At 61.5% G+C, this 15426-nt stretch carries 13 protein-coding genes and 1 pseudogene; 6 read left to right on the top strand and 8 right to left on the bottom strand.

Translation table 11 applies throughout. From position 1 onward, the window contains the following. The first annotated feature begins 57 nt into the window (after window positions 1-57). Window positions 58-675: an SOS response-associated peptidase gene (locus tag HUK73_RS17705; protein ID WP_066703426.1), complete on the top strand. Its 618-nt coding sequence runs from the start codon at window positions 58-60 to the stop codon at window positions 673-675. Window positions 676-679: 4 nt separating this feature from the next. Here the strand turns inward: HUK73_RS17705 and HUK73_RS17710 are convergent, their stop codons facing one another. Continuing rightward, window positions 680-1456, bottom strand: coding sequence for a hypothetical protein (locus tag HUK73_RS17710; protein WP_066703428.1), 777 nt, complete (start codon window positions 1454-1456; stop codon window positions 680-682). A 52-nt stretch (window positions 1457-1508) separates the two neighbouring features. Further along, window positions 1509-2423, bottom strand: coding sequence for a hypothetical protein (locus tag HUK73_RS17715; protein ID WP_070936290.1), 915 nt, complete (start codon window positions 2421-2423; stop codon window positions 1509-1511). 127 nt (window positions 2424-2550) lie between these two features. On the opposite strand from HUK73_RS17715, the gene HUK73_RS17720 reads away from it, so the two are divergent. From HUK73_RS17720 to HUK73_RS17730, 3 genes are all read left to right on the top strand, one after another. After that, window positions 2551-3087, top strand: coding sequence for a hypothetical protein (locus tag HUK73_RS17720; protein WP_066703440.1), 537 nt, complete (start codon window positions 2551-2553; stop codon window positions 3085-3087). Continuing rightward, on the top strand, window positions 3084-4487 hold the full coding sequence (locus HUK73_RS17725; RefSeq protein WP_066703444.1) for a HEPN domain-containing protein: 1404 nt from the start codon (window positions 3084-3086) through the stop codon (window positions 4485-4487). Before HUK73_RS17720 ends, HUK73_RS17725 begins: the two co-directional genes overlap by 4 nt. A 79-nt stretch (window positions 4488-4566) precedes the next feature. Continuing rightward, entirely contained in the window at window positions 4567-5064 is a 498-nt protein-coding gene (locus tag HUK73_RS17730) for a GNAT family N-acetyltransferase (RefSeq protein WP_096367890.1), read from the top strand. A 78-nt stretch (window positions 5065-5142) separates the two neighbouring features. Here the strand turns inward: HUK73_RS17730 and HUK73_RS17735 are convergent, their stop codons facing one another. The 5 genes and pseudogenes from HUK73_RS17735 to HUK73_RS17755 form a co-directional block, all read right to left on the bottom strand. Then, window positions 5143-6240, bottom strand: coding sequence for a DUF4238 domain-containing protein (locus HUK73_RS17735; RefSeq protein WP_066703447.1), 1098 nt, complete (start codon window positions 6238-6240; stop codon window positions 5143-5145). A gap of 17 nt (window positions 6241-6257) precedes the next feature. Beyond that, complete coding sequence (locus tag HUK73_RS17740; RefSeq protein ID WP_137864397.1) at window positions 6258-8411, bottom strand: hypothetical protein; 2154 nt, start codon at window positions 8409-8411, stop codon at window positions 6258-6260. Window positions 8412-8681: 270 nt separating this feature from the next. Further along, window positions 8682-11951, bottom strand: coding sequence for an error-prone DNA polymerase (locus HUK73_RS17745; RefSeq protein WP_066701113.1), 3270 nt, complete (start codon window positions 11949-11951; stop codon window positions 8682-8684). Next, complete coding sequence (locus HUK73_RS17750) at window positions 11948-13504, bottom strand: DUF6504 family protein (RefSeq protein WP_066701114.1); 1557 nt, start codon at window positions 13502-13504, stop codon at window positions 11948-11950. The genes HUK73_RS17745 and HUK73_RS17750 overlap by 4 nt, the downstream gene beginning before the upstream one ends. Beyond that, window positions 13425-14136 (bottom strand): annotated as a pseudogene (locus HUK73_RS17755) (ImuA family protein). Before HUK73_RS17755 ends, HUK73_RS17750 begins: the two are co-directional and overlap by 80 nt. Window positions 14137-14310: 174 nt before the next feature. Here HUK73_RS17755 and HUK73_RS17760 point away from each other — a divergent pair. After that, entirely contained in the window at window positions 14311-14844 is a 534-nt protein-coding gene (locus HUK73_RS17760) for a hypothetical protein (RefSeq protein WP_066701116.1), read from the top strand. Here the strand turns inward: HUK73_RS17760 and HUK73_RS17765 are convergent. Beyond that, a complete protein-coding gene (locus HUK73_RS17765; RefSeq protein ID WP_066701117.1) occupies window positions 14830-15048 on the bottom strand; it encodes a hypothetical protein in 219 nt (72 codons plus the stop codon). The genes HUK73_RS17760 and HUK73_RS17765 overlap by 15 nt on opposite strands. Before the next feature lie 171 nt (window positions 15049-15219). Between HUK73_RS17765 and HUK73_RS17770 the strand changes: the two genes are divergently transcribed. Beyond that, the gene (locus HUK73_RS17770) at window positions 15220-15423 is read left to right on the top strand and encodes a hypothetical protein (RefSeq protein WP_070936279.1); all 204 of its coding nucleotides are present in this window, start codon (window positions 15220-15222) and stop codon (window positions 15421-15423) included. The last annotated feature ends 3 nt before the right edge of the window (window positions 15424-15426 follow it).

Here is a 15426-nt window from a genome sequence, read left to right on the forward strand (position 1 = left end):
GACAAGAACATATATAGAACGACGATGAGTCGCAAGGACCAGTGGAACGGATGACCGATGTGCAATGATTATCGCCTGGAGGTCGATATCGCCTCGATCGTTGAGGATTTCGACGACCTCAAGATCAAGATCAAAATGCCCGAAGGGACGCCCAATGTCGCGGCCCGCGCAGACATCAACATCAGCGACGTCGCGCCTATCGTGCGCAGCGGCGAGGGCAGGGGATCGGGCGAGCTCGTCAATCGGCGATGGAGCTGGCCTGGCCAGAATGGGCGGCCGGTCTATAATTTCCGCTCCGAGGGCCGCGAGTTCACTTCGCACCGCTGCCTCATTCCGGCCGACGGTTTCTATGAGTTCACGGCGCCGCTCGAACCGGGCCAGAAGCGCAAGACAAAATGGCTGTTCACGATGAAGGACCATCCCTGGTTCTGCATCGCCGGCATCTGGCGATCGCATCCGGAAATCGGCGAGGCGTTCACCATGCTGACGATGGAGCCCGGCGAGGATGTCGCGCCCTATCATTCCCGTCAGATCATCCCGCTACCGCGCGACCGGTGGGCCGACTGGCTTGATCCCTCAGTACCAGCAGAGGAGGTGCTTGGCCTCCTGCCGAAGGGCAGCCTCCTGCCGCTGCAGGTCTATCCACCGGCCGCGGCGCAAGCGTCGCTGCTTTGAGGTCTCAGGCCGCCGGGGGCTCGACATCCGGCGGGTTCATATAGACCCTGAATCCAGCAAGATCCTCGTCGCTCGGATTCTCCATCTCGGGGATATAGCGGATCGTCTCAGCCATATCGCGCCGCGTAACATAGTCGATGATCGAGCCACCGTTGGAGAGCTCATATTGCATCGATCCGCAATGGCGATCGACGGTGGCGAGCCCGGGCGCGAAGGCGATGGGCTTCTTGTTTCCCTTTTTGCTCACCTCATGCTTGGCGAGCGCAACGCGCAGGAATTCCAGCCTGGTGAAGCCCATTTCCGTCCGGCGTAGATCGATCCGCATCTGATCGACGAGTTCGGGTCGCTCCTGAGCATCGCGAAGCTGTTGGGCCCGCAGCTCCCTATCGTAATGCCGGTAGCCGAGATCGCGTTCGAGGTTGGTGGCCTTGAGATTGATCCCGCCATTCTCCGCGAGCTTGATGACCTCCTCGCACCGTTGGCGCCAGGTGCGGAGCAGTTCGTAGGCCGCATAGATCCACATGGGTGTCAGGGCCGACAGCTGCGCCATCCGGCCGCGCGGCGGTTCGTCGTCGAGCTGATGCTCAAGGATCTCCTGCTCGATGTGATTGAGCATGTTGTCGACCAGGCACAGCTGGCTCGCCTGCATCCTCAAAAATGGATTCTCGCCGAACCCTGCCAGGGTCATCAGGGCTTCGTAGAGTTCGGCCTGTCCGATCTCAGCCACCGGACGATATCGAGGCTCGTCATCCACCTCGTCGGGATAGGGTTCGTAGTCCACGGTCAGTCCTTTCGCGCCGGCCGTGATCGCGCCGGTCCGGGGGTGATAGTGCTCACGAGACCTTCTCCCGGAGCCAGGACGACAGCCCTGCGTCGAGGACCATTCGCGCGAGGCGCTGCGGCCCGAGTAGGATTACCCCGTCCGGGCCTTCATTCTCTGGGATGTTGCCGGTGTGCCATACGAAGAACATGCGATCATAGGCCTCCGCTTCGGCCAGCCGGCCGACATAGTCGTCGAGAGCTGCCCGAGTGGCTTGAGATTTCACTTGCACGAAGGCGCGTTCGGCAGTGCTCGGAAGCACGAGTTCGAGGTCGATCGTTTTCTGGGTCCGGCCGACCTGGCTGAGCCGGCGCCATCCGCTGCTCGAGAAGACCAGATCAACCAGCAGTTCGAAATCCTGCCAGGTCAGCAGTCGCATCAGGGGAATGATCGCCGCTGTGAGGGCGCGTTCCGCCTCTTCCGCCGCTGCGACCTCCGGTGACAGCTCATCGCTCAACCGGCGCAGCAGATAGTCGGCCGCGCGCACGTCGCAGATCGTCCCGCGGAACATCTGGACCTTGAGCAGTCGCCCGGACAGCCGGTCAGCCGTCAACAGACTGCCGCCGACCGACGTGCTGTGCCAGCCATCCAGGGTCGCGCGGCGATGGCTGTTGTCGGGCAGGATCTCGATCTCGCCGACCGGCCGACACCAATAGAGCAAGCCGCCGACGAAGGTGATGAAGATGGTATCCTCGTCGCTCTCGTAAAATGCCCGGATTTGCTTCACATCGCGAGTTGCAGCGCCGGCGTCCCCTCGACGATCCTTCATCGCGTCCCAAACGCCGGGCCAGTCGCCTGCCACGCAAAGGTCGTGCGGCACTTCGCGGTAGCCAAAGCGCAGCACGCCGTCGCGGATGCTCTCCGTCTCCCAGTCACCGCCCCGGCCCAGCTTGATGTAAAAGACGTTCGACGCCGTAACTGCGGTCATGGAATCCCCCGTTATAAGCAGGGCAATTCCGATCAGCCCGCCCGCATCGCAAGCTATACCTTCATCGTAGAAAAGATATTGAAGAGCTTGCCCTGATCGGGCGGCGGGCAGCAAAATTGGGGGGCAAATGGCTAAGGCAAACAGCAACGCACATCGCGAGAAATCGTCAAAGCCCTATAACGAACGCACCGATCTCGAAAAATTGCAGTCACAATGGACCAAATTATCCGGCCTGCACCTTCGAGAAGAGCCATCTGCGGCGATCGTCCGTTGCGCCACGGCAGCGGAGATCGCGGCCAACTATGCCATTCGGACGGAATGGGCCCGCAAGACCGAATTCGATGACACCATCGTCGACATGTTCCTGCGTTGGGCCAATGGCCTTCCGCTAAAGGTCACTCGGCTGTTCGTTCCGATCTATTTCGAGACGCCGGACAAGAGTCCGATCGGAAAGGCGCTCAAAGCGTCGGCCGAGAAGATCAACACGGTGCGCAATGCCGTGGTGCACCAAGGAGCCTTCAGCAATCCCGAGGAGGCTGAAGCCGTGATCGCCGAGGCGAAGGCCTTCATCAACACGATTGTCGGCCTGTCGATCGAAGGGTTCGACATCGAGGCGGCGGCGCGAGAATGGCAGGCGTCCCGCAAGAGCGAGGGGGGCGAATGACCTCGACGCTCGGCGGTCTGACCGTCACGCTCGGCAAGAAGCTCAAACAGTCCGACGATTTCCTGAAGGCCAAGCACAACCTGCTGACCCAGTTCGACAGCATCGACGATCTCGTCACGGACGAAACCAAGCTGTCTGCCAAGGATCGCCAGGCGATCGAGCATCATATCCTGCAGCTCCGCGCGGCGATCGCGCGCACGCTATGGTCGAACGAGTTCTACATCGGGCGCTCTCTGCTCGACGACTATATCCTGCACACCGCCAAGAATGGGGGCGGGGATGTGCCCGCGCGGGTCATCGCCGGGCTCGCGACCGCAGGCGCCGACAGGCCGGGCTTCGTCCTCTATCCGCTGACAGGTTTCGGGATGGAGATGCCGCGGATCTTCGCGAAGGACAGCAAGCTCCGCTCCGAGGCGATCTTCAGGAGCGCGGGCTTCGCCGTGAGTACCCAGAGCAATTCGTTCGACGCGGCCGTCGCCAGCATCGAGCGGATGGCAAGGGGGCTCGGCGTGAAGCAGCGCATAGACAAGTCGGATTTCCGGCACTTCGCTTACTCGGCAAAGTGGTTCGGAAAGAACCCGCTCATGCTGGTCCGCCTCACGTCGTTCACTGGCGATATGTACGAGAACCAGTTCGTCTATTCACTCAAGATCAGGGTGGCAGCGGCGAACCTGCTGATGCTGCATAGCCTGTCGCAGGAGGCAGTCGGGCCGCTCGACCGGCACCGCAATTCGTCCTTCGTCAACAATTTCGAGACGCTCGACATCGCCCATTATATGATCGGTGAGGCGATCCCTGGCCGCCCGATGTCCACGCGCCGCGTGCCCATGAACGTCTCCCAGCTCGAGCTGGCCAAGCTCTCTGACGTCGCCGCGACGCTCTCCACCACCGCACTGGCGACGTCCCGCATGCGGCGGCTTGCGGCGAAGGTGACGCAGGCGTTGAACACGGTGGAGCGGGGCTATTTTCGTCACGTCAGTATCGCCACGCATTCGAAACCGGAGAACCGCCTTTACCGCCGTCTGCTCACTGCCTTGGACTGGTTCCGGCAGTCGTTCAGTGCCCGGGCGAACGAGGCGGAGGCGATCGTCGCGCTGGCGGTGGCGTTCGAGACGCTGCTCACGGACCAATATGCCCCCGCGATTGCAGAGCGCCTGCGGCGCCGGATTGGGATTTGCATCAAAGGGGTGCCAGGCGTGGCGAACTATCAGGCCAGCGTTCTGGCGATCTACTATGCCCGCAGCGCCATCGTTCATACGGGCGAGCCTGACCACGCGATTGACATTCATCGCGGCCAGGTCGCCTTCGCGCGCTGCTTCTGTGCAATCGCCGAACGGCTCACGGCTTGGACACCGACCTCGAACAACGCCATGGGCGACCTGTTGGGCGATATTGCATGAGACCTTCGTCAGGCTGAACCTATCGATAGGCCGCCGCCCTACCGTTGAGGGCCTTCGACACTTTGCTATGATGATACCGATGCAGATACGACCCGAGAAACCTGCGGACGAGGAATTTATCCGCGCCGTAACTACTTCCGCTTTCCTCGCAGCGGAGCACAGTGACGGCAACGAGGCCTCAATCGTTGATGGGCTGCGCAATGCGGGTGCGCTGACGATCTCGCTTGTCGCTGCCAACGGTGGGAATATCGTAGGCCATGTCGCATTCTCCCCAGTCATGATCGACGGCATTCTCGACGGGTGGTTTGGGCTTGGCCCCGTGTCGGTTGACCCAAATTGCCAACGAGAGGGCGTCGGCAGTGCGCTGATCGAGGCAGGTCTCACCGACCTGAAGCGGCAAGGCTCGAAAGGATGCGTGGTTCTCGGCGATCCCGCTTACTACCGCCGGTTCGGCTTTGCCGTCGATCCCGACCTGCGGTTAGCAGGAGCCCCGCCAGAGTTTTTTCAGCGGCTCTCGTTCGATCAGCAGCACCACAGCGGCATCGTCACATATCATCCCGCATTTGGCGGCGAGTAGAGAGCCCTATTCGCTGTTTCTTGCGCTGCGTTCCGGGCCGGGTGCGTCAGCGGAAATCGCGCTATCGGCGCCCACACGCTAGACCGAGATCTTTCGATAGCCGCTTCCCTGCACGAATCCCTGTTCAAGGCACCATCGGCGGGTCAAGCCGGCGCCGGTGTCATTCGAGTAGGCGTGCGCGTTCGAGCGGAAGCGCAGAAATGAGGGCCAGGTCGAAGGGGCTGGGTGGTTCGTCGCTACATGGACAAGGACCTTCTCCCCGTTTCTGATATCGGTGGGCTTCCTGACGGCGTAATATTCGCCCCAATCGTCGCTCTTTTCGAGGACGGCCTGGGTCACCGTTTGCCGAGTGGCAGGCCGTCCGGGTTTACCGGCCTCTACCTGCGACGCAATTGTATCGCGATCGCCCCATTCCCGGAAATACACGTTGGCCCAGCAGCCAAGAACCTGATGGGCGTTGAGCGCCTCGATATCCTGGTGCCGATCGATGTCGATCCAGTGCGCCCGGTGGCCAGAGGTGTAGACAGCCCCGTCGTAAAGGATTGCGCAGAGAGAAGGTGAGAGCGGCAGGAAAAAGATGGCCCCAGCGGTCTTTACCCCGAAACTCGGTCGGCCCTTGCGCGGCCGTTGAATATGCAGGCGGTTGGTCAGGATGGCCGGATCGTCGGAGGTGAAGAAGGGGAGGTCTGACCGGTTTCGCGCGATGCAAAGCGTGAGATCGTCGACGATCCGCATCGTGTCCTTGTAGTTCAGCATCGCGGCCTGGACGGCCTCCTTCGATGCCTCCTTCACCGTTGGCACGGGAAGGTCGGATCCAGGAACATCTTGCAGCGCCAGCGCCATTTCACTGGCTTTCAGCGAGGCGGCTTCCGTCCGGAGGTATTGGAGATAGATGAACCGCTTGAGGACGACCTTGACCGCTGAACCGACCGCGCCGCCATCGGACAAGTGGCGGACGATCGGCCCATAAGGGTCCTCGATGAAGTTGATCGCGTTCTCGAGAAGCTTGTTTTGCCCGTAGAAATAGTCGCCCGAGCATTGATTCCTGACGGGTGCGTTGGGAATGGCCTTCATGCGATCGAGATTGAACAGGTTGATCGCCAGCCCCTCTCCGTTGACCGTGAACGGCCGAAGGTGGACCCGAGGGACAAAGTGCTGGTTCTTGTTGTCGGCCATCTATCGGCGTGTCCGCATCATGCGTGTTCAACGGCCGGGTAGCTTGCCTCCATGATCCCCTGAAGTTTCAGAGGATCAAGGACATAGGTCGCGAGCGTAAGTCGCCTGTATCCCATCGCGACTTCCCAGTCTGTGGGGTCGAGCGCCGCAAGTTGTTTGGCGGCGATGGAATCGCCCTCGAGATAGGTCACAAGATCGAGCGCATGGAATTCGCTTCCGGCCCAGATCGACAGACTGCGCTCCTCACCGCTCAGCTTGCCCATGGTCAGGACATTGATGAGTTCATGCGCCTGGCGAACCGGATGGCCGTTCAGGGCCGCACCATGAAAGATACGATTTGCGGTGACGATTCCGGTGTGGACTTCGGCAGACGGATCGACCGCCCAGCCATGCTTCTTCAACAATTGGCTCTTGTGGGTCGTCTCCGAAAAGACCCGCCGCCGCTTGTCCAGCTGGTCGCGCCCGACCTTAATGTGATCATAGCTGTTGCGCATCTCGTGTGGTGAGCACGGGTGGTAGGCGTTCTTGCATTCGAAGAAAAACAGATGGCCATCGCGCCAGGCGACGATGTCGAGTTCAAAATCGAGCCCGCCAGCACGCAGTTCCACGCCGGATTCAACCTTGAACCCCGCGGATTTGAGCGCGTCGATCACTGCGTTCACCATCTGGTCTTCGGGGCCGAGTGCGATCGGTCGCAGGCCGTTGGCCACGATGGTGTTACGGACGAGATTCGAGGCGGCCAGCACCTGAGGGGCAATGACGTAGTAGCCGCCGAGGTCGATCAACGGTCGATATTGCAGATCGATGTGACCGGTGCTGATGGTCATTTTCATCAGATCGATCAGGGAGCGCACCTTTGCTTCGCTCCTAAAAATCAACATCATCTGCATGAAGAGATTGTCGTGAGACATCACAAAGACGGTCGACGTGAAGGTGAGGAATGTGCGCTCGGCCTCGTCCTCAATCCGCGCCAAGGCCCTTTGGTACACACCGCTCAGGAAGGTGAAGTACCTCTGAAATTTGAAGATGTCGGTGGTGGTGACATGCTCATTCACATCGGCGATCAGATCGCTGACGTTCCCAAAGTTGTTGACATCGAGGAGGAGGAGGCTCTCCACCTCCTCGCGAAACATCTGGTCCCCAGCGAAGATCGAGAAGATTTCCGGCGCCGTCGGCAGCATCATTCGATAGCGTCTGACCGGCTTTTCCGCGAGTTCGAGCAAGCCGGGAAAGGCGTCACGTTCAAAGCCCATGTCGAGAAAGTCACTCATGGACATCGGCGGGTTTGAGTTCCGGAAACGGTGGATCCGGATGATCGCTTGATTGTCGCTCTGAATGTAGCCCAAGCGGACGGAGCGCTCTATGTCCGGGTCGATCGATGAGATTGTGACGGTCTCGCCTTCGAGCGTCGCTTGATAGGGCAACCCATCAATCTGGGTTTCCGCGTCCTTGAATTTTGTGAGGCGCACGGCCGCGAGGAGCAGTCGTTCATAGACCACCGCGTCCGTCGTGATGGCAGCAATATCGACGTGATTGCAGCATTCGTCGGTGATCGGGAACAGCGAGGCATAGATCGAGAAGATCAGCGAGGCGCCGTCTACATATTCTTCCGTGGTGTAGCGGCGAGGCGACCAGGACGGCTGCGAAGGGTCGGCGACCCAGCCCTGGTAGAACTGGTTATTGAGAATCACGAGCAGGGTCTTGAGAACGCAATCTCGCCGGCTCCCGAGGATTTTGACGATTTCGTCGTAGATCGCGCGCGCGTTGGAGGCCAATTTGCTGAGCGCAATCACGGACTCGAAATAGCGAGCGCGTTCTGGAGCGTTCAACAACGGCCGTATCTGGAGTGCGGTCTTGGCGAGGGTGCCGATCAGATTGCCGGCGTAGCCGTAACGCGAAGCACGCAGCACACCTGCCCGGCGCAGGCGGGGCACCACATAGGCGGCATCGATGTACAACAGCGCGAGGAGCGTCACGGTCGCCTCGCGGCGGCGTTTTGCTTCGATATGACCGCCGAGCGTCTCGATTGCGGACCGGATCTCGGCGCCGATCGCCTTGGACATCGCAGGCCGCGGCGATTGGCCCAGCTTGGCAATCATGTCGGTCTGATTCCGTGTCGCAAGCAGTGTCGCGATGAGGGCTTCAACTGTCGCGGCGGACGAAGATACCATGAAACGCTGCTTTCCTGCTCCGGCTGTTGCTGGCGCGCCTCGTTCACCCGCTCACACGTCAATGGCGTGAACAGAAACACTGTGACGCGTTGGCCGTAAGCTGGCCCCCGAAGGCGATATAGGAATGGTCCAGGCTCCCTGCCATGAGCTGGAATGATGTCTCTCGCCCGAATACCTATGCACCGACCGGCTAGTCTAATGACAAGCTCCCACTGCGCCGAACTTCTCTCGTTTTCCCCCGGAGCTGCGAGCCGGCGAGTTTGGACAGGATCAGCGGAAATCACGCGAACGGACCCTTATGCCGGGATCAGGCGGTGGCGTCAGCGATCTGCGATCCCACGATACCAGATCACGGGGATCGCACCGCAGCGGATGTTTGGCCACGTCAGCGCGACTAACCCGGTAGATATCGGCGACATCCGTGCGTGTGCCAACGCTGGCAAGGAGCGGCGACAAATCATCGAGCCGCTGGGCGACCACATGGATAACCTCGCCCTCGCGCTGCACCTGGCCTCGCACGCCCATCATCGACGCACCCAGGACGGCGCGCCGATGCTTCTCGAACACGTTGGTCCATACCACCAGGTTGGCGACGTTCGTTTCGTCCTCCAGCGTGATGAACATGACGCCCTTGGCGGAGCCCGGCTTCTGTCTGACCAGCACGATCCCCGCGAGATTGATCCAGCGGCCGTCTTTCATGGACTGCAGCTCATCGCAGGTGATCATCTTGCGATTGCGCAATTCGTCGCGCAGGAACGCCAGCGGATGAGCCCGCAGCGACAGGCCAGAGGCCCGATAATCCTCGACCACTTCCGCGCCGGCGCCCATAGGCGCAAGGATGACCGTCGGCTCGATCGCTTCCTGGCGTAGCTTGCCTTCACGTTCGTCCGCCGCAGCGAACAAGGGCAATGCTGCATTGCCGAGCCCCTTAACGCTCCACAGTCCCTCACGCCGATTGTTCCCCAATGAGCCGAACCCATCGGCTTCGCCGATCCGATCCAGAGCGCCGCGCCCCACGCCGGCACGCCGCTGGATTTCCTCGACGCTCTCATAGTGTTGATCGGCGCGCGCCGTGACGATCGCCGCGGCATCGCGGTTGGCGAGCTCATTCACCATGCGAAGGCCCAGCCGAACGGCGAGATAGCGGCCGCCCGTTGGCTCAAGGGTGCAATCCCAGCGGCTGTGATTGACGTCGATCGGGCGGATCTCGACGCCATGCTGACGCGCGTCGCGGACGATTTGGGCCGGGGCATAAAAGCCCATGGGCTGGGCATTTAGCAGCGCGGCGCAAAACACATCTGGATGATGGCATTTCACCCAACTGCTGGCGTAGGCGATCAGCGCAAAGCTCGCGGCGTGGCTTTCCGGGAAACCATAGGAGCCGAAGCCCTCGATCTGTTTGAAGGTGCGCTCCGCGAATTCCTGATCGTATCCGCGCGCGACCATGCCATCGATCAGCTTGTCCCGAAAATGTGAGACGCCGCCTGTCAGCTTGAACGTCGCCATCGCGCGCCGAAGCAGATCCGCTTCGCTCGGTGTGAAGCCAGCGCATTCGATGGCCACGCGCATCGCCTGCTCCTGAAACAGCGGCACCCCCAAGGTCTTCTCGAGCACGCGCCGCAGTTCCTCGGTCGGATAGGTGACGGCCTCCTCGCCGTTGCGCCGGCGACGATAAGGGTGGACCATATCGCCCTGGATCGGCCCGGGGCGCACGATCGCCACCTGAATGACCAGATCATAGAAGGTGCGCGGCGCCATCAACGGAATGGACGCCATCTGTGCGCGGCTCTCGATCTGGAAGACACCCAAGGTATCGGCCTTGCGGATCATCGCGTAGGTCGCCGGATCCTCGGCGGGGATGGTCGCGAGATCGAGCTTCAGGCCCTTGTCATTCTCCATGAACTCGAACGCCCGCCGCATGCACGACAACATGCCCAGCGCCAGGACATCGACCTTCATGAAGCCCAGGAGATCGATATCGTCTTTGTCCCATTCGATCACCTGTCGATCTTCCATCGCAGCCGGCTCGATGGGCACCAGTTCGTCAAGCCGATCGCGCGTCAGCACGAATCCGCCAGGATGCTGCGACAAATGGCGCGGCGTATTGATGAGCTGACGGGCCAATTCCAGGGTCAGCACCAGGCGCCGGTCGGCGAGGTCCAGATTGAGCTCTTCCGCGTGTTTTTCCTCGACGCCATCCTGGCTCCATCCCCAGACGGACCCGGCCAGACCCGCCGTCATGTCCTCGCTCAGGCCGAGCGCCTTGCCGACTTCGCGGACCGCGCCCCGCGCGCGATAGCGGGTCACGACGGCCGTCAGCGCCGAGTGCGTCCGCCCATAAGTCTCATAAATCCACTGGATCACTTCCTCCCGGCGCTCATGCTCGAAATCGACGTCGATATCGGGCGGCTCGCGCCGCTCGGCCGACACGAAACGCTCGAACAGCAATTCCGAGCGCACCGGATCGATCGAGGTGATGCCCAGCACGTAGCAAACGGCACTGTTCGCGGCCGACCCACGTCCCTGGCAGATAATCTCGCGCCGCCGCGCTTCGGTCACGATGGAATGGACGGTCAGGAAATAGGGCGCATACTCAAGGTCCGCGATGAGCTTCAGTTCGTGCACCAGTTGCGAGCGCACCTTGTCATCGACCCCCTCGGGATAGCGGTCGGGGGCTTTCTCCCAGGTCAGCCGCTCCAGCTCCTCCTGCGGCGTCCGGCCGGGCACATTGATCTCATCCGGATATTGGTAACGGAGCTCCTCAAGGCTGAAACTGCACCGCGCTGCGATCTCGAGCGTGCGAGAGACGGGCGACGCATCCTTGAGATAGCGACGGAACAGCCGCTCCATTTCCTGGCCGGTCTTGAGATGCCGATCGGCGAACCGCTCGCGCCGAGCGCCCAATTCGTCGATCGTGCATTTCTCCCGGATGCAAGTGACAACATCCTGCAGCATGTGGCGCTCCGCCGCGTGGTAGAGCACGTCATTGGTCGCGACCGTAGGAACGCGAGCCGCAGCCGCCAGGTTCGCGAGATCACGCAGCCGGATCGCATCTTTCGGTCGCCGCCGGATCGTCAGAGCCAGATAGGCACGGTCGGCGAAAATCCGTTTCGTCCGCGCAAGGGCGGCCTCGGTGCCGACGTCTGCCCGGTCAGGACTCAGGATCGCGATGAGCCCGTCATTCCATTGTTCGACATCCGACCAGTCGAGATGACAGGCTCCCTTGCCGCCGCGTTCTTTGCCGATGCTGAGCAGTCGGCACATTCGGCCATAGGCTGCGCGATCCGTCGGATAGAGCAGTAGCGCCGTGCCGTCGCTCAGATCGATCCTGCATCCGATGATGGCACGAACGCCGGTGGTCCGTTCGGCATCCCAGGCCCGGACGATGCCGGCGACCGATCCTCGATCAACGACGCCGAGAGCAGGCAATCCGAGCAATGCGGCCGCGGCGAACAGCTCCTCGGGGGATGATGCGCCCCTCAGGAAGCTGAAGTGCGTCGTAACCTGCAGCTCGACATAGTTGGCGTCGACCTCGCTCATGCGAACGCACCGTGGATGAACCAGCGCATGGTGCCCGTAGCCGGATTTACGCCGTCACCGAGCCGGAACAGCCAGTACCGACCGCCTGTCTCGGTCTCGACCTGATAATAATCCCGGACGATCAGCGCCTTGTCGGCCTCATTGCCGCTCTCGCGCCACCATTCGCCGTGCAAGCGTTCCGGACCATCGCCTCGGGTCACCCGATAGCGCTTTCGACGCCACACGAAGAGGCGAGGGGCATCGTCTGGCAGCAGGGCGACCACGTCGATTGGCTCGGGTCGATCCAACATGCGGGCGGGGCGAGGGAGGTCATCGTCCCACTGGGCGCCGCTATCTTTCGCAAGGGCGGGCATCGTGGTGATCGAGCGCTCAGGCATACTGCTCGCGTGCGGTGCCGCCCGATGCAGGCTCCGTGGACCAAAACGGTTGGCGAGCGCATCGACCAGAGAGGCGAGGTTCGGCCCGCGTCGCGGGCTTTCCAACCCTTCATCCTGTTGGGCCGCGAGCGCGTCAGCCAGCGGCGTCACGAGGGTCATTGCCTCAATGCCAAGCCCTGGCTCGACCGTCTCGATCTTAGCGCACAGCAATTTCGCGAGATGGCCTGCGTCGCGGGATGCGGTTGCGGTCCCGATGCGGATCGCCTGATTGTGGCCGTCCACACGGTGGAAATAGCAATCCAATCGGCGAGCACCCTTGCCGATACAGGTGAGCTGCCCCACCACATCGGCAACGAGATCGCCGATCACCTGGGCGAAGGCTTCAGGTGTCGCGATCGGCTCCATGAAACCTCGACGGGCCCGCGGCAGATGTTCAGGGTAGATCGGCTCGATCGGCTCGGGCACGAAGCCGAGCGCCTGATCCAGCCGCCGATGCAATTCGCGGCCGAACCGTTTGGCGAGAGGGCCGCGCGGCGCACCGATGAGCTGTTCGATCCGCTCAAATCCGAGCTTGCGCAAACCTTCGACCTCGCGTCCTGGCAATCGCAACGCCGATATCGGCAGGATGGAAATGGCAGTGCGGTGTCCGCCCGGCTCGATCGTGACCGGCCGGCCGGCGGGTACATGCCGCGCAACGGCATGGGCGCAGCCTGCAGTGTCGGCCACAGCGATCTGCAGAGCCAGCCCCGACGCGGCAACACGGCGATGGAGATCCTTGAGCAGCGCCTTCTCGGTGCCAAAGAGACCCGCGCAGCCGGTGATGTCGAGCCAGATTCCGTCGGGCGCATCCGGTGATACGAAGGGTGAGTATCGGCGGCCCGCCCATAGCGCGAGATCGCGAAGTCCCTGCAGGTCGCCCTCCGGGTCGGCATCGACGACCTGCAATTCAGGGGCAAACGCTCGGGCCTTCGTCACGGTCATGCCGACGCGGACACCGAGCGCCTTAGCCTCGGCATCGACGGCAGCAATGACTTTCCTGCCGTGATCGGGCACCGCGGTCACCAGCGGAAGATCAAGGACCAGGCCGTCACGGCACTCAGGCGACAATTTTGCGATCTTCCGCCGCAGCCGGTCGGTCGACCAGTGCGGCAGGAAGAGCGATACGACCCGTCGCATCGCACGCCTCCACGATCCAGGCGTGCGGATTACCACCGCGCACACGTTCCAAATCCACATGCCAGCGAGGGCGACCCAGGCTCGGCAGACCGAGATCTTCGCTTGGTGAAGCGGTGATCCGCCAGCGTGTCATCGCTGCCGTCCCTTCGGCGACCTGTTCGGCCTTCGCCGCGCGACGAAACACGAAGGCCGCTACACCCGAGCTTTCCGCCGCCAATTGCAGGCGCTTCGATGCAGTAGTCGAATATTTCCCGACTTCGCCAACCACACCGGCGATGCCAGGGTGATGCAGGCACTCCTCCATCGCGAGCAGGACATTGGTGTCGCTGCCGGCCTCGACATAGATGACCCGATCTGGATGAAGACCGGCGAGATGAAGGGCAGGGGCAAACAGGTCGCGCCAGCGCAGGCACCAGAAGACGGGACCTTCCATTCGCGCCAGGATTCCCGCCAGAAAGACCGTCGCACTCGCCTAGTCCGCGAGATCGGGACTGCCCATCATTTCATGGAGAGCACCTGCAGCAATGCCTCCGCCCGGCAATCGCGTCGATGCCGAACGGGATCGCTTCGCGCTGAACGCCTACGCCCTCGATACGCGCTCGCAAATCTTCAAGGACGGTTGATTGACGCATGGCATTCAGGAGACTCGGGACTCGTTGATTCGTTCCTTATTTGTTCCTGTTCCCGGCGATGAGTCAAGCAGCTCAAATGCACCGCTTCCGAAGCCTGTGGAATCCGCCAGAAAAAAAGCGCCTTCGGTCCTTTGTGGGATTCACATCCACCAAAGTGCATAGTAGATTCATGCTATGTTCCATCAGGCAGACCTATTCGAAGCATCCGTCGAACCCGCGCGAGGGATGGACACGCCGGGGCTTTTGGCGGCGATCGCCGCAGCTTCGCCGCGGCCAAAATTCTCCTACATGCTCCTCCAGCTCCTGGAGGAAGTCGCTGACGAAAAGGGCAGGGCTGGACCGAGCGTGATGGTGAACGGCGACGCCGTGCCTGTCCGCGACTGGCTGTGCGATGCGCTGGCTCCGATCGCGCAGCGTACACCCTGGCGCCGTTCGACGATCGAAACCGTGCGGTCGGCACTTGAGCAGGCTGACGAACTACCGGCCGATCCGACACAGGCTGACCGTGTCATTGAAGAAAGGGTCCGTGAGCGGGTTCGCCAATCGGGCCGCTGCAATGTCAGCCGCGCAGTGTCGGATCTATGTCGGGGCGGCCTCCTGCGACGCCACTATCAGGGCTATCGGGTGGATCATCAAAATCGCGGCGCCCAGCGCGAGGCAGTCTACACGATCATGCCGGACACCTTGGCGGCGCTACGCCGGCGATGAGCTGCCGCTGATCGCAAGATCGGCTTCTACTGCGGTCGCGCGCATCAGGCGATCGGGCATCTCCAACAACTTCACGGCCGCCGCGGTGATCGCTTCGGCTTCGGTGGGATAGGATTCGGCCGAGCTGATCGATACCCCATCGGGCAATGCGACCGTTGCCTGAAATCCGTTGCCTTTAGGTGTCGCGCTCAATCGGACTTCCATGAAAGGTCTCCGCGTTGTATCGGGACTGATATTCTTATAAGATATTGATATTTAACATAATACTTATTATCGCTCTAAGAATTTGCGATTGTGGCACGTGTCCGCATCGGCCTATTCCGGTTTGAATGCGAAGTTACTCAATGATATGATGTCGGCGGTAGAAAGTCGCCCATGTTTGATACGATCACATACGCATTCACCAAAGATCTACCCGGCGGCCCAATCTATAGGCCGGCCGATCCGATGCCGCATGAGATCAATTCCGACGAGAGCGATGACGATACTAACGAGCTTTCGCGTGGCCGCCTGATCGGTGGCGTGATTTCGCTTGTCCTGCTCGTGGCGACGGGTGCCTATCTTTACCTGACGCTCTGACCG

This window comes from Sphingobium sp. EM0848 (assembly GCF_013375555.1).
Classification (GTDB): domain Bacteria; phylum Pseudomonadota; class Alphaproteobacteria; order Sphingomonadales; family Sphingomonadaceae; genus Sphingobium.

What these genes read in the sequence shown, in the direction of transcription:
- HUK73_RS17705 (WP_066703426.1), top strand. Translation starts at nt 58, where the DNA reads ATGTGCAATGATTATCGCCTGGAGGTCGATATCGCCTCGATCGTTGAG.
- HUK73_RS17715 (WP_070936290.1), bottom strand. Translation starts at nt 2,423, where the DNA reads ATGACCGCAGTTACGGCGTCGAACGTCTTTTACATCAAGCTGGGCCGG.
- HUK73_RS17720 (WP_066703440.1), top strand. Translation starts at nt 2,551, where the DNA reads ATGGCTAAGGCAAACAGCAACGCACATCGCGAGAAATCGTCAAAGCCC.
- HUK73_RS17725 (WP_066703444.1), top strand. Translation starts at nt 3,084, where the DNA reads ATGACCTCGACGCTCGGCGGTCTGACCGTCACGCTCGGCAAGAAGCTC.
- HUK73_RS17730 (WP_096367890.1), top strand. Translation starts at nt 4,567, where the DNA reads ATGCAGATACGACCCGAGAAACCTGCGGACGAGGAATTTATCCGCGCC.
- HUK73_RS17735 (WP_066703447.1), bottom strand. Translation starts at nt 6,240, where the DNA reads ATGGCCGACAACAAGAACCAGCACTTTGTCCCTCGGGTCCACCTTCGG.
- HUK73_RS17740 (WP_137864397.1), bottom strand. Translation starts at nt 8,411, where the DNA reads ATGGTATCTTCGTCCGCCGCGACAGTTGAAGCCCTCATCGCGACACTG.
- HUK73_RS17745 (WP_066701113.1), bottom strand. Translation starts at nt 11,951, where the DNA reads ATGAGCGAGGTCGACGCCAACTATGTCGAGCTGCAGGTTACGACGCAC.
- HUK73_RS17750 (WP_066701114.1), bottom strand. Translation starts at nt 13,504, where the DNA reads ATGCGACGGGTCGTATCGCTCTTCCTGCCGCACTGGTCGACCGACCGG.
- HUK73_RS17760 (WP_066701116.1), top strand. Translation starts at nt 14,311, where the DNA reads ATGTTCCATCAGGCAGACCTATTCGAAGCATCCGTCGAACCCGCGCGA.
- HUK73_RS17765 (WP_066701117.1), bottom strand. Translation starts at nt 15,048, where the DNA reads ATGGAAGTCCGATTGAGCGCGACACCTAAAGGCAACGGATTTCAGGCA.
- HUK73_RS17770 (WP_070936279.1), top strand. Translation starts at nt 15,220, where the DNA reads ATGTTTGATACGATCACATACGCATTCACCAAAGATCTACCCGGCGGC.